We start from the raw sequence: 25833 nt of genomic DNA on the forward strand, positions 1-25833 counted from the left end.
AAATTCTCAATCTTGCATATTAAACAATGGTTAATTTGGCATTCCGCGTCAAATAATGGCAGGAAAAGATATCAAAACACTCTGTGAATACACGGGATCCGCGAATTCTGGCGGGTTACGCCGCTTTTTCGAGCAGTTCGGAGAGCTGCTTCTTCACAAGCTCACGCAGCGGAGCTGCGGATTCAAGCACCATCCGGGTCTTCATGAAGTCGAGAACGCGGATGTCGTCGACGGCTGGCCGCACAAGTATATCCGGCCGTTTTTGCTTGAGCTTTTCTGCAGTAATTGTACGCATGAGGATCTGTGAGGATCCGAACAGGGAGTCCAGAGTGGCCGGTGCGTTCTTGTGGGTACGCCGCGGCACGGGCACGCCTACCACATCGACGGCAACGGTGATCCCGCAATCGGCAGGCAGTATGTCAAAGGGCAGGGGATTGGCGATGCCGCCATCCACCAGCACCTTGCCGCCCATCTCGACCGCCCGGAACACCGCCGGAATGGCGATGGAGGCGGCAATGGCGGGGCGCAGCGGACCTGTGGTGATGTCAATCTCGCTGCAGCCATAGAAATCAGTGGCGAGCACCGTCAACGGGATCTTCAGATCCTCGAAGTGATCCGGGATCAGATCTGCGGCAAACAGATTGACCACCTTCAGCGGATCGAACTGCGCAATCCCGCCGGTAAACATGTCGGTGAAGCGTTTGGGCCGCAGCTGCCACAGACGGGCAATCAGCGCGTTGCGGTGGCGGAAGGTTTCAAGCGCATAGTCATGCAGTTCCGTGCCAGACAGGCCAGCCGCATAACCGGCGCCCAGCAGCGCTCCGATGGATGAGCCGGTGATGTGGCAGGGCTTCACGCCCAGATCGTCAAAGGCCTGAAACACCGGAATATGGGACATGCCGCGCGCTCCGCCGCCGCCAAGGGCAAGGCCGATCCGGGGGTAGGTCATCTTGAAACTCGCTTCCTGCATCTGCGCGGGGAGATATTCCTGTATCAGGGTTGTGCCTGTCTTGCGTGATTTATCCGGCAGGAAGATGACAGGACCGCCCGCCGTTTATCCTCCCTGCAGAAACGGCAGAAGGGCCGCCAGCGTTCCATCCGGGTTCTCCTCGGCGAGAAAATGCCCGCCGGTCATGCCATCACCTTCCGCCTGCGGTGCCCAGCGGCGCCACACATCCAGCGGCGTGCCTGCGCCCGGCGCAATGCCTGACGTGCCCCACAGGGCGAGCAGCGGGCAGGCGATCTGGCGTCCTGCGGCGATGTCGGCGCCGTCATGCTCCAGATCCATTGTGGCGCCTGCCCGGTAGTCCTGACACATGGCGTGGATGCGGGCGGGCTGGCGGAAGGCGTCCCGGTAGGCTTTCATGGCGGCAGGGCTGAAGGCGGAAAGGCTTCGCTCCGCCGTCCAGCTCGCCATGGTGTGATCGATGTAATAGTCCGGGCTGCCGCCGATCAGCGTTTCGGGCAGGGGCGCAGGCTGGGCAAGGAAGGCCCAGTGGTAGACCTTGAGCGCGAATTGCCGGTCCATGCGGGCCCAGTAGTCATGGGTGGGCAGAATATCCAGCACGGCCGCGCGGCTGACGGCTTCCGGATGATCCAGCGCCAGCCGGTAGGTGACACGCGCGCCCCGGTCGTGACCGCAGACCATGAAGCGGTCATGGCCAAGGCCGCGCATCAGCTGAGCCACGTCCAGCGCCATCTGCCGCTTGGAATAAAGGCTTGCATCCCCTTTGGGGGCCTCGCTGGCGCCATAGCCGCGCAGGTCCGGGATCACCAGTGTGAAGTGCCGTGCAAGCTCCGGCGCAATGCGGTGCCACATTACATGGCTTTGCGGAAAGCCGTGAAGCAGCAGCAGGGCAGGCCCTGATCCGCCGAGGCGGCAGAACAGGCGGACATCGCCAGCCTCAATCATTCTGGCGTCAAATCCGGGAAAAAGATCTGCCTCGGGTGCTGTCATCATCCGGCTCCTTCCTGTGCTGAAGACAGGATGGCCGCAGCGGGGGACAGGCGCAAGGGAGATGCCTATTCACGAAAACAAGAAGCCCGGCACAGCGGATGCCGTGCCGGGCTTCTTCAGTCCGGTGCTGAGCCATCTGCCCTCAGAGGGCGCGCCAGGCGATGTCACGGCGGCAGAAGCCTTCGGGCCAGTCGATCAGGTCCACGGCCTTGTAGGCCCGCTCGCGGGCTTCGGCGACGGTCCTGCCGGTGGCGGTGACGTTGAGCACGCGCCCGCCCGTTGCCAGAATGCGCCCGCCGTCGGCCTTGGTGCCAGCGTGGAAGACTTTGACGCCTTCGACCTTGCCCGCAGCTTCAAGACCGCGGATCTCCGTGTTCTTCTCATAGGCGCCCGGATAGCCCTTGGCGGCCATGACGACGGTGAGGGCCACGTCATCGCTCCAGGTGGCTGTGTGCTGGTCCAGCGTGCCGTCTGCGGTGGCGATCAGCAGCGGCAGCAGATCCTCCTTGAGGCGCAGGGTGATGACCTGACATTCCGGGTCGCCGAAGCGGGTGTTGTATTCGATGAGCTTGGGGCCATTCTCGCCGATCATGAGACCTGCGAAAAGCACGCCCTTGAACGGGGTGCCGCGTTTTGCCAGCGTTTCGATGGTCGGGAGGATGATCTCGTCCATGGTGCGGGCGATGACGGCATCGCTGGCGACGGGGGCAGGCGTGTAGGCGCCCATACCGCCGGTGTTGGGGCCTTCGTCGCCGTCAAAGGCGCGTTTGTGGTCCTGTGCGGCCACGAGGGGCAGGGCGGTCCTGCCGTCGGACAGCACGAAGAAGCTGGCCTCTTCGCCGGTGAGGAACTCCTCGATCACCACTTCCGCCCCGGCTGCGCCGAAGCTGCCGTCGAAACAGGCGTTTACGGCGGCCTCGGCCTCGTCCAGCGTCATGGCCACGACCACGCCCTTGCCGGCGGCAAGGCCATCTGCCTTGACCACAATCGGCGCGCCCTGCTGGCGCAGATAGGCCAGCGCCTTGTCCTTGTCCGCAAAGCGGCCATAGGCAGCGGTCGGAATATTGGCTTCGGCGCAGAGATCCTTGGTGAAGCCCTTGGAGCCTTCCAGCTGGGCAGCGGCCTTTGAGGGGCCGAAGGCCTTGATGCCGGCCGCCGCCAGATCATCGACGATGCCTTCAACCAGCGGGCCTTCCGGGCCGACGACAACGAAATCGATGGCCTTTTCCTTGCAGAAGGCAATCACGGCAGCGTGGTCTGCAACGTCCAGAGCAACGAGTTCGGCCTCTTCGGCAATGCCGGCGTTGCCCGGCGCGGCGTAGAGCCGGGAGGTCAGCGGCGACTTGGCAATGGCATAGGCGAGGGCGTGTTCACGGCCACCGGAACCGATGAGGAGAATATTCATGGGCAAGCTCTCACGTCTGTGCGGCATCGCCGCTGGGCCTTCCAGAGTTGCGGCGCGGATTAGCACGGCGGGCCGGGTGCGGCAATCGGCTGAGCGGCAGGAGGCGGCAGAATGAGGCGGCCCGGCGGCTTTTCACTGATGCTCGGAACGGCTGTCACGGCGCCGCGTATTGTCGAACTCGCGGGCCGCATGCGCGGTGAAACGGGGCTGCCGATGACACGGGCGCAGGAAAGCGCGCTGCGCATGCTGATGGTGGATGCCAATCTCGGCCGGGCGTGGCTCGCCAATTTCCGGGATCAGCCTGCGGGCTATGCCGTGGCATTCTTCCGTCATTCGGTGGAAATGGCCGGCCGTCTGGCGCTCTTCGGCGAGTTCTACATCGCTCCGGAAGCCCGCGGGCGCGGGCTGGGCCGCCGTCTTCTGCGCGGGGCCTGCGCCGATCTTGCCGATTTCGGCATCCGCCATTTCCAGGCTGCTGCGCCGCAGAATTCCGTGGCGGCCGGATTGATCCTGTCCGAGGGTTTTGGCCGCAGCCCGCTTGCGGTCTATGAGCGGCAGATCGGTGAGGAAGACGATCTGGCGCCATGACTGCCCATGCTTGATGAGGCTGGCAGCCGGGAACGGGATTGGAAGATCTGGTTACATGGCGGACGTAAGGCTTCTGTCCGCCGCCAAGGGCTCGCCAGAGGCGGCAGGGCCGTGGTAACGAAGGGGCATGAGTCTCAAGATCTTCGGCACCCGCGACACGGGCCCGGTTTCCGATGCTGTGAAGCGTCACTGGGTCGACACCAAACTGCCCGCCTGGGCCCGGCCTTATGCGCGCCTTGCGCGCTGGGAGCGGCCCATCGGCTGGCAATTGCTGCTGTGGCCGTGCCTGTGGTCCTCCGCGCTGGCGGCGGTCGCGGCCGGAAATGCCTATCCGAACCCCTGGCACATCCTGCTGTTCCTCATTGGGGCGGTGGCCATGCGCGGGGCGGGCTGCACCTACAACGACCTTGTGGACGAGAAGATCGACGCGCAGGTGGAACGCACCCGCTCGCGGCCGATCCCCGCCGGACAGGTCAGCCGCGCACAGGCCAAGCTCTTCATGGCGCTGCAGGCGCTCGTGGGCGGGCTGGTGCTCATCCAGTTCAACCTGTTCACGATCGTTCTCGGCCTCGCCTCGCTGCTCGTCGTGGCCATCTATCCCTTCATGAAGCGCTACACCAACTGGCCGCAGCTGTTCCTCGGCTTTGCCTTCTCCTGGGGCGCGCTGATGGGCTGGGCCGCCCTGTTCGGCAAGCTCGATACGGCGCCTTTGCTGCTTTATGCCGGCGGCATTCTCTGGACGATCGGCTATGACACGATCTACGCCCATCAGGACAAGGAAGACGATGCGCTGGTGGGGGTTCGCTCCACCGCAAGGCTGTTCGGGTCCTGGACGAAAGCGGCGCTGGTGGTGCTTTATTCCGGCGCAACGGTGCTTTTCGCCCTTGCTGCGGCACTTGCGGACGCGGGGCCCTTTGCCTTTGCCGGCATTGCGCTGGGCGCACTGCATCTGTTCTGGCAGATCGTGGTGCTGGATATCGATGATGGCGATCAGTGCCTGAAGCTCTTCCGCTCCAATGACCGCTATGGCTGGATCGTCTTCGCAGGCTTCTGCCTGGAGGCGCTGGTCAGCCGTCTGTAACAGCTACTGGGCAGCGGATGCCACGGGCAGATGCACCACCTGAATAACGGAAGCGGCCGCCTCCATCTCTTCTTGCTGGCCCGTTACCGGTTTGTCATGGCCGTTGCGAACCATGTTTCTGCCCGCACGTTTGGCCGAATAGAGCCCACGGTCAGCGATGGCCAGCGTCTGCTCCAGGCCATTGACGCCGCTTCTGCCCGCCGCGATCCCGGCACTGACGGTAACATGCAGGACACCGCCTGATTTGCGCACGGTCTTTTCGGCAAAGTCAGTGCGCAGCCGGTCAGCCACCGCTTCAAGTGTGCGCAGGTCCGTATCCGGGAGGAAAACGGCAAACTCCTCGCCGCCAAGCCGGGCCGCGAAGTCGCCCTTACGGGTGTTCTCGCGCAGAACATCGGCAAAGATCATCAGCATCTCGTCGCCGGCGGCATGGCCATGCAGGTCATTCACCTGCTTGAAGTGGTCCAGGTCGAACAGGGCAACGGCAAACAGCCGGCCGGCAAATGCATGCGTCTCCAGCCAGCGGCCCGCATCATTGAAGAAGGCGCGCCGGTTGGACAGCTCTGTCAGCGGATCGCGTAAAGCCTGTTCCCGCAGCAGCCGCTCTTCCCTTTCGATGATCATCGCAAAGGCAGAGATGATGGTCGCGAGCGTGGAGATGATGAGCGTGAGAAGGTAGATCGCGGTTAGATTGGATTTGACTGCAGCATCAAAACTATCCAGACCGGTGAACGAAAAGGCCAGAGCAATGGACATCTTCGACAGGATCTCGAAGATCATGCTGTCGCGAAGCCATTTCGCTGATCTCAACCGGTCGTGATTGTACTTGCGGGTGACCTGGATCGAAGCGAGCAGGAGCAAAACGACCAGTGAATTGACCAGAATCACGCGCGCCAGGAAGTTTTCGTAGAACACAGGCATAAGGCACAGGGACATCCAAAGGGTGGCAGGCGCTGCGGTGATCATCCAGCTCTCATGCCGGTTCCAGAACATCTTGATGGCCTTGAGGCGCAAGCTCATCGCCAGCAGAATGATGCCATTGCCAAACGCAATGCTTGGGAAGTCCGGGATGTGTCCGCGCAGGCTGACGAGGAAAATTCCAGCGCCCATGAGGCCGAGAGCAACAGACCAGCAGCGGACGCTGTCGGCGTGGGCGCTTGGTCTGCGGACCGAGAACCGGAACACAAGCATCAGCATGCCAGCGCCCATCAGAAGCATGAGCGCGACTGCAGTTGAAAGCGTAACGGCATCAAGATGCATATGACTTTGTTCCTGTCCGGAAGGTGACAGATCTAGCGCAGAAAATGCTAAAATATCCGTTAGGTCAAACGCGTAGTATGCGAAAAATTTTCTTCGCCGTGACAGTCGGCCGGTGATCTGAAAACAGAAGATCATAAACGGAAGAGGCGGCCCAAGGCCGCCTGACTGCTTTCTGCCACAAGTTCTGCGGAGCACCTGAACTCAGTGCCGCGCGATGATCTCGCGCTCGCCGCGGTGCACCGGCTGCAGGGCAAGGCCACCGCCCGTCTTGCGGCGGTTCAGGAAGCGGGGGCGGTGGCCCGTGAGGGCATAAACCTTGCGCCGCAGGCAGGGCCTTGCAGGAAAATGCGGCTGCGCGGCATCCTGAATAGTCGAGACGCTGCCGTCCGGCTCCACGATCTGGAGCGGCAGGTTGAGCGCTTCGGCCCAGCCGGCCCAGTCTTCGGCCAGATCCTCGGCATTGTCCGCCTCGCGCAGCGTGAGGCACAGAGCGGGGTCCGGATGGCGCAGGAAGAGCCGCGCCACCAGCGTGCCAAGAAGTCCCGCCGGGCGGATTTCCACGGCAATGCCCTCAAAGACATTGAGCGGCACCACCAGCGTCAGCGGCAGTCCGGCCAGCGGGCGCTTGATGATGGCAGTGTCACGGTCCAGATAGACCCTGGCAGCGACACGGGCGCTGCCGGCAGCAGGCGGCGCGCTCATGGTGGTGTCGAATCTGACGGGGAGGGTAGCCGGGTCGAGCCGCTCTGCGCGGCCCGCCCCGGCCTCCAATGCTCCGTCGATAGCTGTCTGACGTCCCAATTGCCTCTCCATCGGGCCCTTGTTTTGCGGTGGGCCTCGTGAATGACATCAATCTACGCAGCAGCCGGTGGGCATTGCCTTAACAGGCGTGGTTAAGAAAAGATGATCTGATTCAGGGTTATCAAAGACTAACCAGTTACTTAAGGAAAAACTTACTTTGCTTGTCCGGCCTGGCGGTCACGCCGGTCTTGCCGCCTGTGCGCCCGCGCCTTAAACAGGGGCATGACTAGGAGAAAAGACCAGCCATGAGCGATCTCGTCGACAAGCGGGTACTGGAAGAGCGGGCAGCGCGCCTTGTGGAGGCTGCGCGCCGTGCGGGCGCCGATGCCTGCGATGCGGTCGCCATCACGGGCGTTTCCCTGAGCGTCGAGGTACGGGAAGGCAAGGTCGAGGAAACCGAGCGTGCCGAGGGCGATGACATTACCCTGCGCGTCTTCGTGGGCCGGCGCACCGCCTCCGTCTCTGCCAACACGCTGCAGGACCTGGACGGGCTTGCAGCCCGCGCCGTCGCCATGGCCCGTGTTGCGCCGGAAGATCCCTACGCCGGTCTTGCAGAAGAGGAGCGCCTTCTGAAGACGCTGCCGGAGCTGGAGCTTCTGGACACACATCAGCCGTCCGCCGATGAACTGAAAGAGATGGCGCTTGCCGCCGAGGCCGCAGGCCTGTCCGTTTCCGGTGTCAGCCGTTCCGGCGGGGCGAGCGCCTCCTGGCGGCTGGGTGGCATGGTGCTGGCGACGAGCCACGGCTTCACGGGTTCCTACACCAGCTCCCGCTTTGGCCTGTCCATGACGGCGGTGGCCGGTGAGGGCACCGCCATGGAACGGGATTTCGACTTCGATTCCCGCACATTCTTCGCCGATATGGACGCCCCGGCGCTGATCGGCCAGCGCGCGGGCGAGAGGGCGGTGCGCCGGCTCAACCCGAAGAAGCTCTCCACCCGCAAGGGGCATGTGATTTATGAAGCGCGTGCGGCGCGCAGCCTGCTGGGGCATCTGGCCGGAGCCATCAATGGCGCGGCCATTGCCCGTGGCACCAGTTTCCTGAAGGACCGGATGAACGAACGTGTCTTCGCGCCGGGCATCCGCATCAGCGACAATCCGCACAAGCCGCGCGGCGCAGCCACCCGCCCCTTCGACGGGGAGGGTACTGGTGCGCTGCCGCTCGACATGATCGAGGATGGTGTCCTGCGGCACTGGTTCCTGGATGGAGCAACCGCGCGCGAGCTGGGCCTTGCCGCCAATGGCCGTGCCCACCGGAGCGGCTCCGGCACGTCGCCCGGGGCTACCAACCTGACGCTGCATCCGGGCACGGAAAGCCCGGAGGAGATGATGCGTGCCCTCGGCTCCGGCCTGCTGGTGACGGATCTGATCGGCCACGGCGCCAATGGCGTGACGGGGGATTATTCACGCGGGGCCTCCGGCTTCTGGTTCGAAAACGGCGAACTTGTCGAGGCGGTCAGCGAGATTACCATCGCGGGCAACCTCAAGGACATGTTCGCCCGCCTGCGCCCGGCCAATGACCTGGATGCGCGCTATTCCACCGCCACGCCCTCTGTCGTCATCGAGGATCTGACCATTGCCGGAAACTGACGCTGGCCTTCTGGCGGATCTTGCGCTTCTGGAAGCGGCCGCCCGCAAGGCCGGGGAAATCACCCTCGGCTTCTTCGGGCGCGATCCGCAGACCTGGATGAAGGCGGGCAGTTCGCCCGTCTCCGAAGCCGATATGGCGGCCGATGCCTGTCTGCGCGAGACGCTGCTGGCCGCCCGGCCGGATTATGGCTGGCTGTCGGAGGAAACGGCGGATACGCCCGACCGGCTCGGCAAGGCGCGTGTCTTCGTGGTGGACCCGATCGACGGCACGCGGGCCTTTCTTGCCGGCAAGGATGAGTGGACGATTTCGCTGGCGGTGGTTGAAGATGGGCGGCCCGTGGTGGCGGTGCTGCTCAACCCGGTGCGGGGCGAGCTTTTCAGCGCCGTTACGGGCTGCGGCACCCGCCTCAACGGGCGGCTGGTGACGGCGCGGGTGCGCGAGGATCTGACGGGGGCAACGCTGCTGGGGCCGCAGGGCCTGCTCAACCGGGCGGCCGAAGAGGGCGGCATCGTGCCTTCCGGCACCATTGGCTCGCTGGCCTACCGCATCGCCAAGGTGGCCGCCGGAGATGTGGACCTCGCCGCCGCGCGGGCCAATGCCCATGATTGGGATCTTGCGGCTGCCGATCTTTTGGTGCAGGAAGCGGGTGGAAGGCTGACGGACTGGTCCGGCGCTGCATGCCTTTATAACCGTAAGACACTGCAGCACCCGGAACTGGTGGCTGCCGGTGAGGTATTGTCGGCAAAGGCCTCGGCCTTTCTGCGCGGATTGAAGCTGCGCTGAGGCCGTCCGCCGCTGAACTGCCGCCGACTGCTAGAAGACAAGACGCAAGGAGCACATCGTGACGAACAGCACCGGAAACGAGCCCAAGCAACTGCTGCATCTGGTTTTCGGCGGCGAGCTGGAGAGCCCGGAGGGCCTGACCTTCCGTGATCTCGAAAAGCTCGATATCGTCGGTATCTACCCGAATTACGCGACGGCCTACACCGCCTGGAAGAGCAAGGCGCAGGCCACCGTCGACAACGCTCACATGCGCTATTTCATCGTCCACATGCACCGCCTGCTGGACCCGGAAACCGCCGCCTGAGAGCCTCTTGAGCCCTCGGGCGCGACGTCAGGAACAGAATGCTTAAGAAACTCGGCCGGAATCCCGCGCTGTTGAAGGCCGCTGGCTTGCTGCTGGCGGCTTACCTGCGTCTGGTGCGCAAGACGAACAGCATGGTCATTGATCCGCCGGATGCCTATGACCGGCTGCAGCCGCACCGGCCCTTCATCTGCGCCATGTGGCATGGCCAGCATTTCATGATGCCCTTCACCCGGCCTGATGACTGGGACGTGCATGTTATGATCTCCCGCTCTGCGGATGGCGAGATCAACGCTACGGCGGCTGAAAAGCTGGGCCTGAAGCTGATCCGCGCTTCGGGCAGCCAGAAGTCCTACCAGATCACCAAGCGCGGCGGCATGCGCGGCTTCATCGAGGGCCTGCGCGCGCTGAAGGAGGGCGGCATCATGGCCTTGACGGCGGATGTGCCGAAGGGGCCAGCCCGTGTTGCCGGGCAGGGCATCGTGCAGATGGCCCGCCACTCCGGCCGCCCCATTGTGCCCTTTGCCATCGCCACCAGCCGCTTTCTGACCTTCAACAGCTGGGACAAGGCGTGTCTGAACCTGCCGTTCGGCCGCGCTGCCATCGCCATCGGCGAGCCCATCTATGTGGCGAATGACGCCGATGACGAGGCGCTGGAGGTGGCCCGCCTTGCCGTCGAAGCCGGCCTCAACGAGGTGACGGCCCGCGCCTATGCCCTGACCGGGAAGCGCCATGGCTGACGCGCGCGCCGCTGCCGCCGCTTCCTTTCCCTTGCGCGCTTATGGAGCCGTGGCAGGGCTGGCCCTGCCGGTCCTGAAGCTGCTGCATGCCTCCCGCGTGCGGGCGGGCAAGGAAGATCCGGCGCGTCGCGGCGAGCGTTTCGGCATGGCCTCCCGCCCGCGCCCTCAAGGCCGGCTGGTCTGGCTGCATGCCGCCAGTGTTGGCGAAACCAACTCGGTACTGCCACTGATCGAACGGCTGACGGGTGAGGGTGTCAACTTGCTCCTGACCACGGTGACGCGCACCTCTGCGGAAATTGCCGCGCAGCGCCTGCCGCATGGGGCCTTCCATCAATATGCTCCCTTTGACGCGCCGCAGCTTGTCCGCCGGTTTCTCACGCACTGGCAGCCGGATCTGGCGCTGGTGGTGGAATCGGAGATCTGGCCCGGCACCTTCGCCCGGCTGGCGCGGACGGGCATTCCGCTTGCCATCATCAACGGGCGCATGTCTGCCCGCTCCGGCGCCAAGTGGGAGAAAAGCCGCGCCTTTGGCCGGGCCGTCTTCGGCTGCGTCAGCCTGTGCCTGGCCCAGAGCGAGGCGGATGCCGCGCGCTACCGCAAGCTGGGCGTTGCCGATGTGCGCTCCCCCGGCAACCTGAAATTCGACGCCGCAGCGCCGCTGGCCGATCCTGCCGCCGTTGCCGCCCTTTCGGCGCAGATGGCAGGCCGCCCGCTGTGGCTGGCTGCCTCCACCCATCCGGGCGAGGATGAGATCGTCCTCGCCGCCCACAAGCACCTGGCGGAGCGGTTTCCCGGCCTGCTGACGCTGCTGATGCCGCGCCATCCGGTGCGCGGCAGCGATATCGCAGCGCTGGCTTCAGGCGCGGGCCTCAAGGCGGCGCAGCGCTCCTGCGGGGCGTTTCCGGCGGCGGATCTTGATGTCTATATCGCCGACACGCTGGGCGAGATGGGACTGTTTTTGCGGTTGGCGCCGGCTGTCTTCCTCGGCGGGTCCTTTGCACCCGTGGGTGGACATAATCCGGTGGAACCGGCACAGTTGAACGTGCCGCTGGTCACCGGGCCGCTCGTTGCCAATGCGCGGGCCGTCTACCGCGACCTGTGGGATGCGCAGGCGGCCGTGCGCGTCGATGATCCGGCAGAACTTGGCCCCGCCATCGCCCGGCTTCTGGCCGATGAGCCGGGGCGCAAGGCCATGGCCGCGCGTGCCTTCGCGGTGGCGGAGGCGGGTGCAGGCGCGCTGGATCGCACGCTGGAACATCTGCGGCCTTTGCTCTACGCTGACAGCGGTGCAAGGGACGGGATTTCCGGGGAATGAGAACGGCTCCAGCCTTCTGGTGGCATGACAGGATCAGCCTGAAGGCCGCGCTGCTTTCGCCTCTCTCCTTCATTTACGGCGCGGTCTCCGGCCGCCGCATGCATCAGGCGCCTTCCGCCCATGCCAGCCTGCCGGTCATCTGCATCGGCAATTTCGTCGTCGGCGGGGCGGGCAAGACGCCCTTTGCCCTGAAGCTCTGCGCCCTGCTGCAGGCCGAGGGGCACAAGCCGGTGTTCCTGCTGCGCGGCTATGGCGGGCGGCTGAAGGGCCCGATGCTGGTGGATCCGGAAAAGCACAGCGGCGCCGATGTGGGCGACGAGGCCTTTCTGCTGGCCGCCGCTGCGCCCACGATCGTCGCCGCCAACAGGCCGGAGGGTGCGGCCTTCGCCGCCACGCTGGAGGCAAGCCTCATTCTCATGGACGACGGCTTCCAGAACCCGGCGCTGGCCAAAGATCTGACGCTGGCCCTGGTGGATGCTGAAGTCGGCACCGGCAACGGGTTGTGCCTGCCCGCCGGTCCCTTGCGCGCGCCGCTTTCCGCCCAGATCCGCAAGGCCGATGCGCTGGTGGTGGTGGGCGAAGGCAGCCGCGCCGCCAAGGCCGTGCACCTGGCCGCCCGGCGCGGCCTGCCGATCATCGAGGCGAAGATCACCCCCACCAATGGCGCGGAATTCGAGGGGCAGAAGGTGCTGGCCTATGCGGGCATCGGACGGCCGCAGAAATTCTTCGCAAGCCTTGCCGCCACGGGGGCCGAAGTGGTGGAGACCCGCGCCTTCGGCGATCATCACCCCTATTCGGAAGCCGAAGCCCAGAGCCTTCTCACCCGCGCCGAAACGGACAACCTGCAACTGGTGACCACCGCCAAGGACATGGCCCGCATCGAAAGCGCCGAGGGCGGGATCTACCGCTGGCTTGCCAAGCGCTCCGCCGTGCTGGAGGTGGACATGCGCATCGAGCCGCAATCCCGCCTTATGGACCTCATCGCCGAAACCCTCCGCCACCGCCCCTTCCGCAGCCGGTGAGGGGAGGCGTTCCTGGAGAGAAGCGGCGGGGATCCGGGACCGGTGAACCGGGGTGTCAATGGGCGGGCGTAAGGGCGGCACTGTGCTGTTTGGCCTGCCAGGCAGGCTCCAACTCCTCTCCCCCCCTTGAGGGGGAGATGCCCCCGGCAGGGGGCAGAGGGGGGGGGTAACGGACTGTCCGCTCATATGAGGGGTGGTGCTGTGTTGAAGCGCTGCTACCCCCCTCTGTCTGCTGGCGCAGACATCTCCCCCTCAAGCGGGAAAGGTGCAGTGCCGGCGCCGCTTCCCGGCAAATCCGCCCCGGACAGCAAAAACCTCAGAGGTCCTTGCCCTCGAACTGCACGAAGCGGGTGTGGGCGGCGGCGGGGTCCACATAGGCCTCCTGACGCTCCACGCACCAGTATTTCAGCTCATCCAGCGGAATGGCCTGCCCGGTCACGGCACAGCGCACGAAGGTGCCGGGAGACTCGATCTGGAAATCACCATCCAGATAGCGCAAACGCGCCTCACCCGGCATGCGCGGGGTTTCCATGCGGTTCATCACATCTCTCTCCTGCATCCGGCCCACCCCTGAGGCAAGCCCCAACTCTTGCGCCGGTTATGGCCGGAAGCCAGGGGATGGTCAATGCTGGGGGATGTTTAGTCTGATGGAAGTCAAATCGTGCAAGCTCCCCCACAGGGGATGAATTCCCCCACCCGACCCGCTATGTTACCTCAAAACCGGTGCCGCCTGTGCGCCGGTTCCCTGTTCCGCAAGTCAGCTGAAAGACACCGATGAGCCAGTCCCCTTCTGCCGCCGCAATTCCGGATCTGATCGAAGCCTCGGGGCTCGGGATGGAGGCGGCGCGGCGGATTGTGGGGGAGGCGCTGGCGGGGGCGGATGACGGGGAGCTGTTTGTGGAATACCGGCAGTCGGAAGGGCTGGTGTTCGACAATGGCCGTCTGAAGGGCGCCAACTACGATACGTCGCAGGGCTTTGGCCTGCGGGCTGTCTGCGGCGAGGCGGCTGGTTATGCCCATTCGGGCGAGATTTCGGAAGCGGCGCTGAAGCGGGCGGCGGATGCCGTGTCTGCTGTGCGCTCCGGCCACGCGGGCAGCTATGCCGGTGCGCCCGCCCGCACCAATGTGCAGCTTTATCCGGACCTCAACCCTCTGGCGGGGCCAAGCTTTGAGGAAAAAGTGAAGCTGCTGCAGGAGATTGACGCCTTTGCGCGTGCGCGTGATCCGCGCGTGCGGCAGGTCACGGCTTCCATCGGCGGCTCCTGGCAGGTGGTGGACATTCTGCGCGCCGATGGGCACCGGGTGCGCGATGTGCGGCCGATGGTGAGCCTGTCCATCTCCGTGGTGGCGGCTTCGGGCGAGCGCATGGAAACCGGCTCCTTCGGCTGCGGCGGGCGCGAGGGCTTTGACCGTTTCATCACGCCGGAGGCCTGGCAGGCAGGTGTGGATGAGGCGCTGCGCCGGGCGCTGGTCAATCTTGAGGCGGTGCCTGCGCCTGCCGGTACGTTTGACGTGGTGATGGGCCCCGGCTGGCCGGGCATCCTGCTGCATGAGGCAGTGGGCCACGGGCTGGAAGGGGATTTCAACCGCAAGAAGACGTCCGCCTTCGCCGGGCTGATGGGCCAGCGCGTGGCGGCCCCCGGTGTTACTATCGTCGATGACGGCACGATTGCCGGCCGGCGCGGCTCCATCACCGTGGATGACGAAGGCACACCCTCGGCCTCAACGCCGCTGATCGAGGACGGCATTCTGGTGGGCTACATGCAGGACCGGCAGAATGCCCGGCTGATGGGCATGAAGCCCACCGGCAATGGCCGCCGCCAGTCCTTTGCGCATATTCCCATGCCGCGCATGACCAACACCATCATGATGGGCGGCGACAAGGACCCGCAGGAAATCCTCGCCTCGGTGAAGAACGGCATCTATGCCGTGTCCTTCGGCGGCGGGCAGGTGGATATCACCAGCGGCAAGTTCGTCTTCTCCTGCACGGAAGCCTACCGCATCGAGAACGGCAAGGCCGGCGCGCCGCTGAAGGGGGCGATGCTGATCGGCAACGGCCCGGATGCGCTGACCCGCGTCAGCATGATCGGCAATGACATGGCGCTGGACCCGGGCATGGGCACCTGCGGCAAGCAGGGGCAGGGGGTGCCGGTGGGCGTCGGCCAGCCATCCCTGCGGCTCGACGGGCTGACTGTCGGCGGCACGGCGGTCTGATTCTTTGCCTTTGCTCGTATTGCGGGACTTTCCATGACCATCAGCTTCGTCATCTTCGACATGGACGATGTGCTCTATGATTTTGACCGGGAAGCCCGGCGCGACGCGCTGGAGCGGCTGACCGGCCGCCCGCGCAGCCTGTTTGAGCCCGCCATCTGGGGCTCGGGCTGGGAGGCACGTGCAGAAGCGGGCGATCCGGCAACGGCAGAGGGCTACCTTGCCGGCTTCTCGCAAGGGCTGGGCCATCCCATTTCCGAAGCCGACTGGGCGCGTATCCGCAAGTCCGTCATGCGCCCGCGCCCGTCCGTTCTGGCGCTGGCCAATGCGGTGAGCGAGCAGGCCGATACGGCGCTTCTGACCAACAATGGCATGCTGCTCGGCAAGGTGCTGGGCCACTGCGCGCCGGAGGTGATCGATATCTTCGGCGAGCAGGCGCATGTCTCGGCAGAATTCGGCGCCCGCAAGCCTGACCCGGCGGTCTACCTGCGCCTGTGCGAGCGTTACGGCCATGATCCGGCGGCAACGCTGATGGTGGACGACCTGCCGGAGAATATCGAGGGCGCGGAGGCTGCGGGCCTCAAGGGGCATCTCTATGAGACGCCGGAGGGCTTGCGCGCTGCCCTGCGCGGCTTCGGCTTCGAGGTGTGAAAACGGCATGAAAAGACCCGCCGGCTGTTGCAGCAGGCGGGTCCTGAAGGCGCAGAGTCTTGCGGGCGCGTTACGGCAGCGCGTCAAAACCGGCGGAGAAGCCGGTGAGCGAGATCGGAATGCCGATGCCTTCTTCCGGGGTCTGGAAGATGATGAAAGTGGCCTGCTTGCCGCCGCGCAGCTTGCCCACCACATCATCCTGCAGGATCACTTCGGCAATGCAGCCATTCGGCAGGCAGCGGACGAAGGCGGCGCGGCCGATGTCGGCGTCATCAACACGCAGGCCAAGGCCGGAGGGCAGCAACACGCCGAGCGGCGCCAGAACGCGCAGGATGCGCGCCTGCTTGTCGGCGGTCTTCAGCACGATGACCGAAAGGCCCACATTGTCCCGGTCTTCCGCCGTCACGTTCTGGATAAGGGCGCACTGCTCGCTTTCGGCACCCGGAGGGGTGTCACAGCGCATCTGCCAGTCACCGTGAACAGCCTTCACCTCGCCCTGGGCAAGGGCGGGGCTGGTGATGGCCTGTGCTCCCAGGCCCAACAGGAGGCCAAAAACCGGGGCGGCAAAAGCGGCAAGGCGCGGGATACGGGTCAGCAAGGACTTTTCTCCGACTGGGTCATTCAACGCCGCAAGGGCGAATCAGGTTCTTAAAACTCAACGCACAATGCCGCAAGCGGGCAGCGTGATCCACATTTCAATAGGCTCCATGGCAGAAGCAAGGCGGAAACGCTGCAAGAGGCGGGAAAAATGCCAGCCTGCCGCTGGCTGCGTTGATCCTGATCAACCTGTGCATGGAACTGGCCGCTGGCCGGAGGTTTCAGCCAAGCTGTAAAATATTGACAAGGATCAAGGCAGGGAAATGGGCAAGCTCTGGCGAAATCACGACAAACCCATTGCTAAGGCCGTTCTCTTGTGGTTTTTGTGCCCGAAGAGGGAGAAGTGAAAAGGCTGCGGCAGAACGTCGCTCCTCCCTTGGCCGCATCGTGCAGCATGCGGTTATATGCGTATTATCATACGCGAAATGGACGCGAGACACTCCGGTCTGATGCAGGGCGCCAAAAGGGCGCCGGCCTCGGGCGGGAGGTTTGGCTGTCCCGCAAGAATTTGAAGGTTCTGCCTTGACGACGAGGCAGCAGGGCACCCGCCGGAAACCGGCCGATGACCGGATTGTCTCCGTACGGGGTGTGCTGCAGGCAGAACCGGAAGCCGTCCCAACCCGCAAGGTGGGGATGGGGCAGCTCCGCCGCAAGGGCAGGCCGCGCAGGCCGCACCGGGGCGGACACAAGGAAAACCGCCGCAAGGCGGGCGAATTGAGCATGATCCGCCCGGGGGGCGGGCAAGGGAAGGGAGCGCGGACGTGAAGGCAAACTTCAAGCGTCTCATTGCGGCAGGTGCAGCGGCTGTCTTGCTGGCGGGAACCGCCGGTGCGGCAATGGCCGAAGTCTCAGGCGGTATGTCCAGCTGGCAGCTTGGCCTGCAGAACTCGGTCACCGAGGTGATGGACGACATTCACTGGTTCAAGAACTTCACGCTTGGCATCATCACCATCATCACGCTGTTCGTGCTGGCGCTGCTGATCTACGTGATGGTGCGGTTCCGCCGCAAGGCCAACCCGTCGCCCTCGCGCACCTCACACAACACGATGATTGAGGTGGTCTGGACGGTTGTGCCGATCCTCATTCTGGTCGTCATCGCCGTGCCGTCTTTCCGCCTGCTGTACAAGCAGGTCGAGATCCCGGCCTATGACATGACCATCAAGGCCACCGGTTTTCAGTGGTACTGGGGCTACGAATATACGGATGAGGCGCTGGAAGGCATCGCTTTCGAAGCGATCATGCTCAAGGACGGCGAGCGCCAGCAGGCGGCGCAGGAACGCGGCGTTCCCCTGAGCGACGTGCCGCGCCTCCTGGCCACCGACTATGAAGTGGTCGTGCCGGTCAACAAGACCGTCCGTGTTCAGGTAACGGCGGGTGACGTGATCCATGCCTTCGCCATGCCGGCCTTCGGCATCAAGATCGACGCGATCCCGGGCCGCCTGAACGAGACCTGGTTCAACGCCCGTGAGACCGGCGTCTATTACGGCCAGTGCTCCGAGCTTTGCGGCAAGGATCATGCCTTCATGCCGATCGCCATCCGGGTGGTCACGCAGGAGCAGTTCGATGCCTGGGCCGAGACTGCCAAGACCGACATCGACGGCGCACACAAGCAGCTGATGGCGGCCATCGCAGCTGAGCGCAACACGGCTGTCGCCGCTCGCTGAGGCGGAAAAATCCGGGGCGGCGGCACGGCCACCGCACCTGCTCAAGCTGAAACGGGTGCGGCGGGGTTCTCGCCGCTTCCGCTCAATCCAGAGGGGCGCGGAGGGCAGAGGAGCCGCCCGCCCTGTCGTGAAATTCAAGAGGGAGCTCGATCATGGCTGCGGCTGCTGCGCATGGCGCTCATGACCATCCGACTGGTTTCCGCCGGTGGGTCTATTCGACCAACCACAAGGACATCGGCATTCTCTATCTCATCTTCGCAATCATCGCCGGCATCATTGGCGGCGCGCTCTCGGTCGGCATCCGCATGGAGCTGCAGGAGCCGGGGATGCAGATCTTCTCCAACCCGGACATGTTCAACGTCTTCACGACGGCCCATGGCCTGATCATGATCTTCTTCATGGTCATGCCGGCGCTGATCGGCGGCTATGCCAACTACTTCGTGCCGATCATGATCGGTGCGCCGGACATGGCCTTCCCGCGCATGAACAACATTTCCTTCTGGCTGCTGCCGCCGTCCTTCGCGCTGCTGCTGCTGTCGCTGTTCGTGGAAGGGGCTCCGGGCGCGACCGGTGTGAGCGGCGGCTGGACCATGTATCCGCCTTACTCCTCCTCCGGCCAGCCCGGCCCGGCGGTGGATCTGGCGATTCTGGCGCTGCACATTTCCGGCGCCTCGTCGATCCTGGGTGCGATCAACTTCATCACGACCATCTTCAACATGCGCGCGCCGGGCATGACCCTGCACAAGATGCCGCTGTTCGCCTGGTCGGTGCTGATCACGGCCTTCCTGCTGCTGCTGTCGCTGCCGGTTCTTGCCGGCGCCATCACCATGCTGCTGACGGACCGCAACTTCGACACGGCCTTCTTCAACCCGGCCGGCGGCGGTGATCCGATCCTGTTCCAGCACCTGTTCTGGTTCTTCGGCCACCCGGAAGTGTACATCCTGATCCTGCCGGCCTTCGGCATCATCAGCCACATCGTCTCCACCTTCTCCCGCAAGCCGATCTTCGGCTACCTCGGCATGGCCTATGCCATGGTCGCCATCGGCGTCGTCGGCTTCATCGTGTGGGCGCACCACATGTACACCGTCGGCATGTCGGTCGAGACGCAGGCATACTTCGTCGCCGCCACCATGGTGATTGCGGTGCCGACGGGTGTGAAGATCTTCTCCTGGATCGCCACCATGTGGGGCGGCTCCATCGAGTTCCGCACTCCGATGGTCTGGGCCATCGGCTTCATCTTCCTGTTCACCGTTGGCGGTGTGACGGGTGTGCAGCTGGCCAACGCCGGCCTCGACCGCGCGCTGCATGACACCTATTACGTGGTTGCCCACTTCCACTACGTGCTGTCACTCGGCGCCGTGTTCGGCATCTTCGCAGCCTGGTACTACTGGTTCCCGAAGATCTCCGGCTACATGTACAATGAGACAATCGGCAAGGCACATTTCTGGATCACCTTCATCGGCGTGAACCTGGTGTTCTTCCCGCAGCACTTCCTCGGCCTCAACGGCATGCCGCGCCGCTATGCCGATTACCCGGATGCGCTGGCCGGCTGGAACTTTGTGTCCTCCATCGGGTCTTACATCTCGGCCTTTGCAGTGTTCGTCTTCCTGTCCGGCATTCTGGAAGCCTTCATGAAGAAGCGCGTTGCCGGCAACAACCCCTGGGGTGAAGGCGCGACCACGCTGGAGTGGACCCTGTCCTCGCCGCCGCCGTTCCACCAGTTCGAGACGCTGCCGCGCATCAAGTAAGCAGCGCTCCTGCAGGAAACAGAAATGCCGCGCCGCATGGGCGCGGCATTTCGCCCGGATCCTTCATACGGGAAAAGCCGTATTCTTGGCGGATCCAGCAGGCAGGTCAGCTGTCTGCGCCTTGCTGCGGCAGGGCAACCGAAGAGAAAGGGCAGCGCCTGGCCGCAGGGCCGCGGATGCAAAGCCCTCATCTCCGCGCCCGCCGCGGAGCCCAGGACGCACAGGTATGAGGAAGAGCCGATGTCTCTCGCAGAGAGCAATGACAGGATGACTGCCGGCCCCGCCGTCTGGAACGGTGGCATGGGTTCGGTTGGCGACTACATCGCCCTGCTGAAGCCGCGGGTCATGTCGCTCGTGATCTTCACCGCCTTTGTCGGCATGATGCTGGCGCCCGGTTCGATCCATCCGCTTTTCGCCGGGGTGGCCCTTCTGTGCATTGCCGTCGGCGCTGGCGCCTCCGGTGCCCTGAACATGTGGTATGACGCGGACATCGACGCCGTGATGAGCCGCACCGCAAAGCGGCCGATCCCGGCTGGCAAGATCACGCCGGACGAGGCCCTGGCCTTCGGCATGGTGCTTTCGATCGGCTCGGTGCTCGTGCTCGGGCTTCTGGTCAACTGGTTCGCCGGGGCCTTCCTCGCCTTCACGATCTTCTTCTACGCGGTTGTCTACACCATGTGGCTGAAGCGCTCGACGCCGCAGAATATCGTTATCGGTGGCGCGGCCGGTGCTTTTCCTCCGATGATCGGCTGGGCCTCCGTCACGGGCAGCATCAGCCTCGAAAGCGTCGTGCTGTTCCTGATCATCTTCATGTGGACGCCGCCACATTTCTGGGCCCTGGCCCTGTTCAAGAGCGGCGATTACCGTGCCGCCGGTATCCCGATGCTGCCGGTCGTCGCCGGTGAAACGGCAACACGCCGCCAGATCCTGATCTATTCCATCATTCTGGCACCGCTGGCGGTGGCCCCCTATGCGCTCGGCTTCGCCGGTGTGGTCTATGGTGTGGCCGCCACCGTGCTGGGCGCCGTGTTCCTGGGACTGGCGGTCGCCGTCTACCGCAAGCGCGAGGGTGAAGCGGCCCGCAAGGCGGCCGTGCGGCTCTTCAGCTTCTCCATCCTCTATCTTTTCCTGCTCTATGCCCTGATGCTGGGTGAGAGCCTTGCCGGGCGGATGCTTTGAGCCATGACGGAAGACGGTATCAAGCTCACCGATGAACAGCTGAAGCGGCGCAAGGCCCGCTCGCTCGCGATCGGCCTGTCCCTGGCCGGTCTCGTGGTTCTGTTCTACCTCGTTACCTGGTTGAAGCTGGGCGCTGCCGTCCTGCAGCGGCCTTTGTGAGGTCCCATGATCAGCGACCCGAACGGAACTGACACGCACCGCCGCGACGCAAGCAACCGAAAGGTGGCCTTTGTCTGTGCGTCCATCTTCTTTGCGATGGTGGGCGCCTCCTACGCTGCCGTGCCGCTGTATGAGCTGTTCTGCCAGGTCACCGGTTTCGCCGGCACGACACAGCGTGCCGAAAGCGAGAGCGGCAGCGTCATCGACCGGAAGATCACCGTCCGCTTTGATGGCAACATCAATGGCGCGCTGCCCTGGAGTTTCAAGCCGCAGCAGCGCAGCGTGACCCTGCGCATGGGCGAGACCATGCAGGTGGCCTATGAGGCCCATAACACCAGCTCTGACGTGACCACGGGCACGTCCGTGTTCAACGTCACGCCGTTTGAGGCAGGGGCCTATTTCAACAAGATGCAGTGCTTCTGCTTCACCGAACAGGCGCTGGCCGCCGGTGAGGGCGTTGAAATGCCGGTGGTGTTCTTTGTCGACCCGGCGATGGATGAAGATCCTGACCTGAAGCACGTCAAGGAAATCACCCTGTCTTATACTTTCTACCCGGTGCAACATCCGGTCAAACCAGTCGCTGCCAGACCTGCGGATCCGGCAGCGGAGAGCAATTTGTGATGGGTCAGGCCGCTGAACGGCCGGTCCGTCCGGAACGCATTTGGAACTTCGGGGAGCATGCCCATGGCTGAGGCACATACCAAGAACCACGATTACCACCTTGTGGACCCAAGCCCCTGGCCGTTCCTGGCCTCGATGGGCGCCTTCATTCTCGCCCTGGGCGGGATCGGCCTGATGCGCTCTGCCAAGGGTGCCGACTTCACCATCTTCGGTGCCGATCTCACCGGCTGGGGCCTCTTCGCCGTTGGCCTCGTGATCGTGCTCTACGTCATGTACGCCTGGTGGCGCGACACCGTGCGCGAATCGCTGGAAGGCCATCACACCCGCGTGGTCAGCCTGCATCTGCGCTACGGCATGATCCTGTTCATCGCCTCGGAAGTGATGTTCTTCGTCGCCTGGTTCTGGGCCTTCTTCGATGCCTCGCTCTTCACCAGCGAAGCCATCCAGTATGCCCGCGTCGAGGCAACCGGCGGCGTCTGGCCGCCGGAGGGCATCACCCCGTTTGATCCCTGGCACCTGCCGCTGCTGAACACGCTGATCCTGCTCACCTCCGGCACCACCGTGACCTGGGCACATCATGCGCTGCTCGAGAACGACCGTCAGGGCCTGAAGTGGGGTCTGACCCTCACCGTGATCCTGGGCGTGATCTTCTCGATCTGCCAGGCCTATGAATATGCCCATGCAAGCTTTGCCTTCTCGGGCAACATCTATGGCGCCACCTTCTACATGGCCACCGGCTTCCACGGCTTCCACGTGATCGTCGGCACCATTTTCCTGGCGGTCTGCCTCATCCGTGCTTCGGCCGGCCAGTTCACCCCGCAGAAGCATTTCGGCTTCGAGGCGGCGGCCTGGTACTGGCACTTCGTCGACGTGGTTTGGCTGTTCCTCTTCGCCACCATCTACATCTGGGGCGCATGGGGCGTGCCGACGCACTGACGCGGCGCCGAAACCGGTGTAAACAGAATGGGCCCGGACGGGTGGCATGCATGCCATCTGGCCGGGCCTTTCGCTTTCAGGCGGGGCCAGAGAGGTTTCGATGCAGAACAGCTTGCAGGACAGCTTCCAGGACAGGGCGCTTTATCCGCCGCAGAATCCGGTGTCCGCCGGTCTGAAATGCCGCTGCCCGCGCTGCGGGGAAGGGCGGTTGTTCCGCGGCTTCCTGACGCCGCGCCCGGCCTGCACGGCCTGCGGCCTCGACCTTGCCTTTGCCGCGGAAAGCGGCGATGGCCCGGCCGTTTTCGTCATCATGATCGTCGGCTTCATCGTGGTGGGGCTGGTGCTGGCGGTGGAACTGGCCTATGCGCCGCCCATATGGCTGCATCTGCTGCTCTGGCTGCCGCTGACCGTCATCCTCGGCCTTGGCGTGCTGCGCCCGTTGAAGGGGCTGATGATCGCCATGCAATACCGCAATGATGCCGCCGAAGGCAGGCTTGACGCGGATGGACAGGACGAAGCCTGAACCGGCCGTCTCATGCCAAGGCTTTCGATGCTGACGCATCACGCCTTGAAAATGCTCAAGCGCCGCAGGGGCTGATCCGGCGCTCGATGAGTCAAGCTCATTGAGCAATGGTCTCAGCCAATCCGCAAGCCGAACAGGATCGAAACACGTGTCCGCCCCAAACCATCCCTCCCGTTCCTCCGGCCAATCTGCTGTCCGCTGCCTGCTTGTTCCGGGAGTGGCGGCAGCCATCGGCCTTGCCATTCTCCTCAATCTTGGCCTGTGGCAGATGCAGCGGCTGGCCTGGAAAGAAGCCTTGATCGAACGGGTGAGCGCAGATGTGGCACGGCCGGCTGTTCCCGCGCCCGGGCCGCAGGACTGGCCGCAGGTGACCGCCGATCCCTTGACGGACTACCGCCATGTGGCCGTCAGCGGCCGCTATCTGCCGGGCGCGGCCTATTACTACACATCCCTGCCGTCAAGGCCGGGCGCACCGTCCGGCCCCGGCTACATGATCTACAGCCCGCTCGTCACGGAGGAAGGCTGGCTGGTGATGATCAACCGGGGCTTCGTGCCGCAAGGGCTGGCAGCGGATCTGATGGCGGCACTGGAAACCCCGCCGCTGGGCGGGCAGCAGCTGACGGGCCTTTTGCGCCGCCGGGAGGAGCCGAACTGGACAACCCCCGCCGTGGACACCGGAAAGCGCATCTGGTTTGCCCGTGACACGGACCATATGGCGGAGGTTCTGGGCGCCACCGGCAGCCTCGCGCCCTACAGCATCGATCTCGATGCCGCCTTCACCGGGACGGACGGATTACCCAGGGCGGGTGAAACGGTGGTGAAGTTCAAGAACGATCACCTCGGCTATGCCCTGACGTGGTTCGGCCTTGCCGCCACGCTCGCCGGGGTTTTCATTGCCTATGCGGTGCAGATATTCCGCCGGAAAGCCTGAACGGCTCAAGGCGCAATGCCTCCGGCCTCTGTAGATATGTGAGCCTGCAGGTATGGGCTTCTACAGGTATGGGCTTCTGTGCGCCCGGACAGACGGCAGCCGCCCAGCCCCATCTTCAGCCTGGCTTGCCTTTCGGCGGCTTGCTGAGGCTGGTCTGCCGCAGACGGAGACGGCTTGCGCTGCTCCTGGGCTCGCCCAGCCGGACAGCCCCCAGAAGCTGCCGCGGGGACAGGATGATGCGGCTGCGGCTGTCGGGCCCCGGCATGCCGAAGGGCGGCTGCGGCTGCATCTGCAGGGGCGCAAGCGTACGCACCACGGGACCGCCTATGGCAGATGGCTGGACGGAAGGTGTGGAACTGGCAGAGGTGGAAACGGAAGCGGCAGGGCCAGGCTCTGCATCCCGCCCACCGGCTTGGGCGGAGTGCTTCGGGTGAGGCGGCGCTTCGCTGTGTGCCCCGCGGCTGGCCGTGTCCCGTTCGACCAGCGCAATCGCGGGCTTGCCTGAGACGGGCCTTTCCGGCTCTTCGCGGCCGCCGGAGGGCATGCGTGCCGTATTGGCCTGCCGCCGCCGCCGGGCACGCCGGACAGCATGGACCGCGGCAGCCGAAGCAACCACAAGAGAGACTGGCCACAGAAGGGCGCCCGCCAGAGCGAGGAAAAGCTCCAGGCGGCTTGTGCGCCCGCGTTCCGCCAGTTCCAGCATGGCGGCAGTCAGAAAAACAAAAGCAATCAGGCCGTAGATGCCAATAGCCACGGCACCGGCAAGGCCGCCAACAAAGCCAAGCGCGGACATATCCCGCTCCTTATGTTTGCTTGCCACCCCCACGCAGCATGCAATCGCAATGCGGCAAAAGTCCAGATCACCACTTAAAAAACCGCGTGAAAAAAGTCAGAAAAGAATGGAGGCCGCAATACCGGCCGCTGTCAGAACCAGGGCCATCGAGCCCCAGAACAACATATTCTTGAACAGGAGGAAAGAGGTGGTCATGCCATCTCCCTCTGCGCGGGCCGATCGCCCTGCGTCTTCCCAGGCCTCATCCTGCAGATCCTCCGCCCAGGCCGCATCGGCAGGCGCGGATGGGCCGGAGGGCCTGTGCTCCGGTGTGCCGGATGACTTGCGGGTTTCGCCTGCTGCCGGTCGCATCAACTCTAAACTCCTGACTAGCCGTATGCCACCTGAGTAGGCCCGTCAATCGTTAACAACTGTTAAACATTGAGGTTGCAATTTGAAGGAAACGCCGGTTTCCGGGGGGAGTTCTGCACAGGGAAGATGGCCGCAGTTGGGAGCCCGTTCCGGCACGGCTTCTCAGCCCCCTCGTGGGGCATGTTTACAGCAGGCACAAGGCAAAGGAATGCACTCTCCTTCTGCCGCAGCGTCCCTTTCCCCCTGGTACCCACCGCATGCACACATCGTGCCTGAAGCCGGAGAAAGATTGGGGAAAGGCTGCAGTCTGGTTACTCTGGCGCGGCGTTTCAGCCCCCCTCCCCACGAGGGGGAGGGGGGCGGAGGGGCCCTGCCATCATGCCGGTGCATTCTTCTTCCGTGCGTCCAATGTAAACACTGCCCCACCAGGGGGAGGGGGGCGGCAGGCGTCCTCCCGAAAAGCAAACGCCTTACTGCGGGTGATGTCCGAACCTGATGTGTGAATCCGGCAGCCCTTGAGGGGGAGGGGGCTGAAAGGCCGTGCCGGGGTGGCCGGACCGCAGGCTTGCCCTAAGCCGCGGCTGTCTTTCCGCACGATGCGTGAAGGTGGCAGCTCAAGGGGCAGA

27 protein-coding genes are annotated in these 25833 nt (G+C 64.3%); 18 read left to right on the forward strand and 9 right to left on the reverse strand.

The window, feature by feature from the left end:
• Window positions 1-115 precede the first annotated feature (115 nt).
• The 3 genes from ASC48_RS07350 to purD form a co-directional block, all read right to left on the reverse strand.
• Window positions 116-949, reverse strand: coding sequence for a patatin-like phospholipase family protein (locus ASC48_RS07350; RefSeq protein ID WP_055455299.1), 834 nt, complete (start codon window positions 947-949; stop codon window positions 116-118).
• Between the two features lie 105 nt (window positions 950-1054).
• On the reverse strand, window positions 1055-1957 hold the full coding sequence (locus ASC48_RS07355; protein ID WP_055455300.1) for an alpha/beta fold hydrolase: 903 nt from the start codon (window positions 1955-1957) through the stop codon (window positions 1055-1057).
• Between the two features lie 142 nt (window positions 1958-2099).
• Window positions 2100-3362, reverse strand: coding sequence for a phosphoribosylamine--glycine ligase (gene purD, locus ASC48_RS07360; RefSeq protein WP_055455098.1), 1263 nt, complete (start codon window positions 3360-3362; stop codon window positions 2100-2102).
• A 111-nt stretch (window positions 3363-3473) separates the two neighbouring features.
• Here purD and ASC48_RS07365 point away from each other — a divergent pair, with 111 nt between their 5' ends.
• Both ASC48_RS07365 and ubiA read left to right on the forward strand, forming a co-directional pair.
• A complete protein-coding gene (locus tag ASC48_RS07365) occupies window positions 3474-3950 on the forward strand; it encodes a GNAT family N-acetyltransferase (protein WP_055455099.1) in 477 nt (158 codons plus the stop codon).
• A gap of 127 nt (window positions 3951-4077) precedes the next feature.
• The gene (ubiA, locus tag ASC48_RS07370; protein ID WP_055455100.1) at window positions 4078-5031 is read left to right on the forward strand and encodes a 4-hydroxybenzoate octaprenyltransferase; all 954 of its coding nucleotides are present in this window, start codon (window positions 4078-4080) and stop codon (window positions 5029-5031) included.
• 3 nt (window positions 5032-5034) lie between these two features.
• Here ubiA and ASC48_RS07375 read toward each other — a convergent pair whose 3' ends face one another.
• Together ASC48_RS07375 and ASC48_RS07380 are read right to left on the reverse strand one after the other, a co-directional pair.
• The gene (locus tag ASC48_RS07375) at window positions 5035-6486 is read right to left on the reverse strand and encodes a GGDEF domain-containing protein (protein ID WP_141658895.1); all 1452 of its coding nucleotides are present in this window, start codon (window positions 6484-6486) and stop codon (window positions 5035-5037) included.
• Between the two features lie 6 nt (window positions 6487-6492).
• Window positions 6493-7092, reverse strand: a complete 600-nt coding sequence (locus tag ASC48_RS07380) for a DUF6101 family protein (protein ID WP_208975587.1) — start codon at window positions 7090-7092, stop codon at window positions 6493-6495.
• Window positions 7093-7337: 245 nt separating this feature from the next.
• Between ASC48_RS07380 and ASC48_RS07385 the strand changes: the two genes are divergently transcribed.
• The 6 genes from ASC48_RS07385 to lpxK are packed head-to-tail and all read left to right on the forward strand — an operon-like array spanning window position 7338 to window position 12843.
• A complete protein-coding gene (locus tag ASC48_RS07385; RefSeq protein ID WP_055455102.1) occupies window positions 7338-8681 on the forward strand; it encodes a TldD/PmbA family protein in 1344 nt (447 codons plus the stop codon).
• The gene (locus ASC48_RS07390) at window positions 8668-9465 is read left to right on the forward strand and encodes a 3'(2'),5'-bisphosphate nucleotidase CysQ (protein ID WP_055455103.1); all 798 of its coding nucleotides are present in this window, start codon (window positions 8668-8670) and stop codon (window positions 9463-9465) included. The genes ASC48_RS07385 and ASC48_RS07390 overlap by 14 nt, the downstream gene beginning before the upstream one ends.
• Window positions 9466-9523: 58 nt before the next feature.
• The gene (locus ASC48_RS07395; RefSeq protein WP_019963126.1) at window positions 9524-9769 is read left to right on the forward strand and encodes a DUF4170 domain-containing protein; all 246 of its coding nucleotides are present in this window, start codon (window positions 9524-9526) and stop codon (window positions 9767-9769) included.
• A gap of 38 nt (window positions 9770-9807) precedes the next feature.
• Window positions 9808-10506: a lysophospholipid acyltransferase family protein gene (locus ASC48_RS07400; protein ID WP_055455104.1), complete on the forward strand. Its 699-nt coding sequence runs from the start codon at window positions 9808-9810 to the stop codon at window positions 10504-10506.
• Window positions 10499-11821 carry a 3-deoxy-D-manno-octulosonic acid transferase gene (locus tag ASC48_RS07405; protein ID WP_055455105.1) on the forward strand — a complete coding sequence of 441 codons (1323 nt, stop codon included), beginning with the start codon at window positions 10499-10501 and terminating at the stop codon, window positions 11819-11821. Before ASC48_RS07400 ends, ASC48_RS07405 begins: the two co-directional genes overlap by 8 nt.
• The gene (gene lpxK, locus ASC48_RS07410) at window positions 11818-12843 is read left to right on the forward strand and encodes a tetraacyldisaccharide 4'-kinase (protein ID WP_055455106.1); all 1026 of its coding nucleotides are present in this window, start codon (window positions 11818-11820) and stop codon (window positions 12841-12843) included. Before ASC48_RS07405 ends, lpxK begins: the two co-directional genes overlap by 4 nt.
• A 316-nt stretch (window positions 12844-13159) precedes the next feature.
• On the opposite strand, the gene ASC48_RS07415 is transcribed toward lpxK, so the two are convergent.
• Window positions 13160-13384 (reverse strand): DUF2093 domain-containing protein, encoded by a 225-nt coding sequence (locus ASC48_RS07415; protein WP_055455302.1) that lies wholly within the window; start codon window positions 13382-13384, stop codon window positions 13160-13162.
• 233 nt (window positions 13385-13617) lie between these two features.
• On the opposite strand from ASC48_RS07415, the gene tldD reads away from it, so the two are divergent.
• Together tldD and ASC48_RS07425 are read left to right on the forward strand one after the other, a co-directional pair.
• Window positions 13618-15057, forward strand: a complete 1440-nt coding sequence (gene tldD / locus ASC48_RS07420) for a metalloprotease TldD (protein ID WP_208975588.1) — start codon at window positions 13618-13620, stop codon at window positions 15055-15057.
• Between the two features lie 33 nt (window positions 15058-15090).
• A complete protein-coding gene (locus ASC48_RS07425; RefSeq protein ID WP_055455107.1) occupies window positions 15091-15705 on the forward strand; it encodes an HAD family hydrolase in 615 nt (204 codons plus the stop codon).
• Window positions 15706-15775: 70 nt separating this feature from the next.
• Here ASC48_RS07425 and ASC48_RS07430 read toward each other — a convergent pair whose 3' ends face one another.
• The gene (locus tag ASC48_RS07430; RefSeq protein WP_050472239.1) at window positions 15776-16249 is read right to left on the reverse strand and encodes an invasion associated locus B family protein; all 474 of its coding nucleotides are present in this window, start codon (window positions 16247-16249) and stop codon (window positions 15776-15778) included.
• Window positions 16250-17063: 814 nt separating this feature from the next.
• Between ASC48_RS07430 and coxB the strand changes: the two genes are divergently transcribed.
• From coxB to ASC48_RS07470, 8 genes are all read left to right on the forward strand, one after another.
• On the forward strand, window positions 17064-17966 hold the full coding sequence (gene coxB / locus ASC48_RS07440; protein ID WP_055455109.1) for a cytochrome c oxidase subunit II: 903 nt from the start codon (window positions 17064-17066) through the stop codon (window positions 17964-17966).
• 152 nt (window positions 17967-18118) lie between these two features.
• Window positions 18119-19714 carry a cytochrome c oxidase subunit I gene (ctaD, locus tag ASC48_RS07445; RefSeq protein ID WP_055455110.1) on the forward strand — a complete coding sequence of 532 codons (1596 nt, stop codon included), beginning with the start codon at window positions 18119-18121 and terminating at the stop codon, window positions 19712-19714.
• Window positions 19715-19954: 240 nt separating this feature from the next.
• Window positions 19955-20893 (forward strand): heme o synthase, encoded by a 939-nt coding sequence (locus ASC48_RS07450; protein WP_208975589.1) that lies wholly within the window; start codon window positions 19955-19957, stop codon window positions 20891-20893.
• A gap of 3 nt (window positions 20894-20896) precedes the next feature.
• The gene (locus ASC48_RS19660) at window positions 20897-21052 is read left to right on the forward strand and encodes a hypothetical protein (protein ID WP_019966588.1); all 156 of its coding nucleotides are present in this window, start codon (window positions 20897-20899) and stop codon (window positions 21050-21052) included.
• A 6-nt stretch (window positions 21053-21058) separates the two neighbouring features.
• Entirely contained in the window at window positions 21059-21673 is a 615-nt protein-coding gene (locus tag ASC48_RS07455; RefSeq protein ID WP_055455111.1) for a cytochrome c oxidase assembly protein, read from the forward strand.
• A 63-nt stretch (window positions 21674-21736) separates the two neighbouring features.
• Window positions 21737-22609: a cytochrome c oxidase subunit 3 gene (locus ASC48_RS07460; RefSeq protein WP_050472237.1), complete on the forward strand. Its 873-nt coding sequence runs from the start codon at window positions 21737-21739 to the stop codon at window positions 22607-22609.
• Window positions 22610-22709: 100 nt separating this feature from the next.
• Window positions 22710-23132 carry a DUF983 domain-containing protein gene (locus tag ASC48_RS07465; protein ID WP_055455306.1) on the forward strand — a complete coding sequence of 141 codons (423 nt, stop codon included), beginning with the start codon at window positions 22710-22712 and terminating at the stop codon, window positions 23130-23132.
• A gap of 148 nt (window positions 23133-23280) precedes the next feature.
• Window positions 23281-24063, forward strand: coding sequence for an SURF1 family protein (locus ASC48_RS07470; RefSeq protein ID WP_072242550.1), 783 nt, complete (start codon window positions 23281-23283; stop codon window positions 24061-24063).
• A gap of 115 nt (window positions 24064-24178) precedes the next feature.
• On the opposite strand, the gene ASC48_RS07475 is transcribed toward ASC48_RS07470, so the two are convergent.
• Both ASC48_RS07475 and ASC48_RS07480 read right to left on the reverse strand, forming a co-directional pair.
• Window positions 24179-24856: a hypothetical protein gene (locus tag ASC48_RS07475; protein WP_055455113.1), complete on the reverse strand. Its 678-nt coding sequence runs from the start codon at window positions 24854-24856 to the stop codon at window positions 24179-24181.
• A gap of 96 nt (window positions 24857-24952) precedes the next feature.
• Entirely contained in the window at window positions 24953-25207 is a 255-nt protein-coding gene (locus ASC48_RS07480) for a hypothetical protein (protein ID WP_055455114.1), read from the reverse strand.
• Window positions 25208-25833 lie beyond the last annotated feature (626 nt).

The sequence above is a fragment of the Pannonibacter indicus genome (assembly GCF_001418225.1).
GTDB lineage: Bacteria > Pseudomonadota > Alphaproteobacteria > Rhizobiales > Stappiaceae > Pannonibacter > Pannonibacter indicus.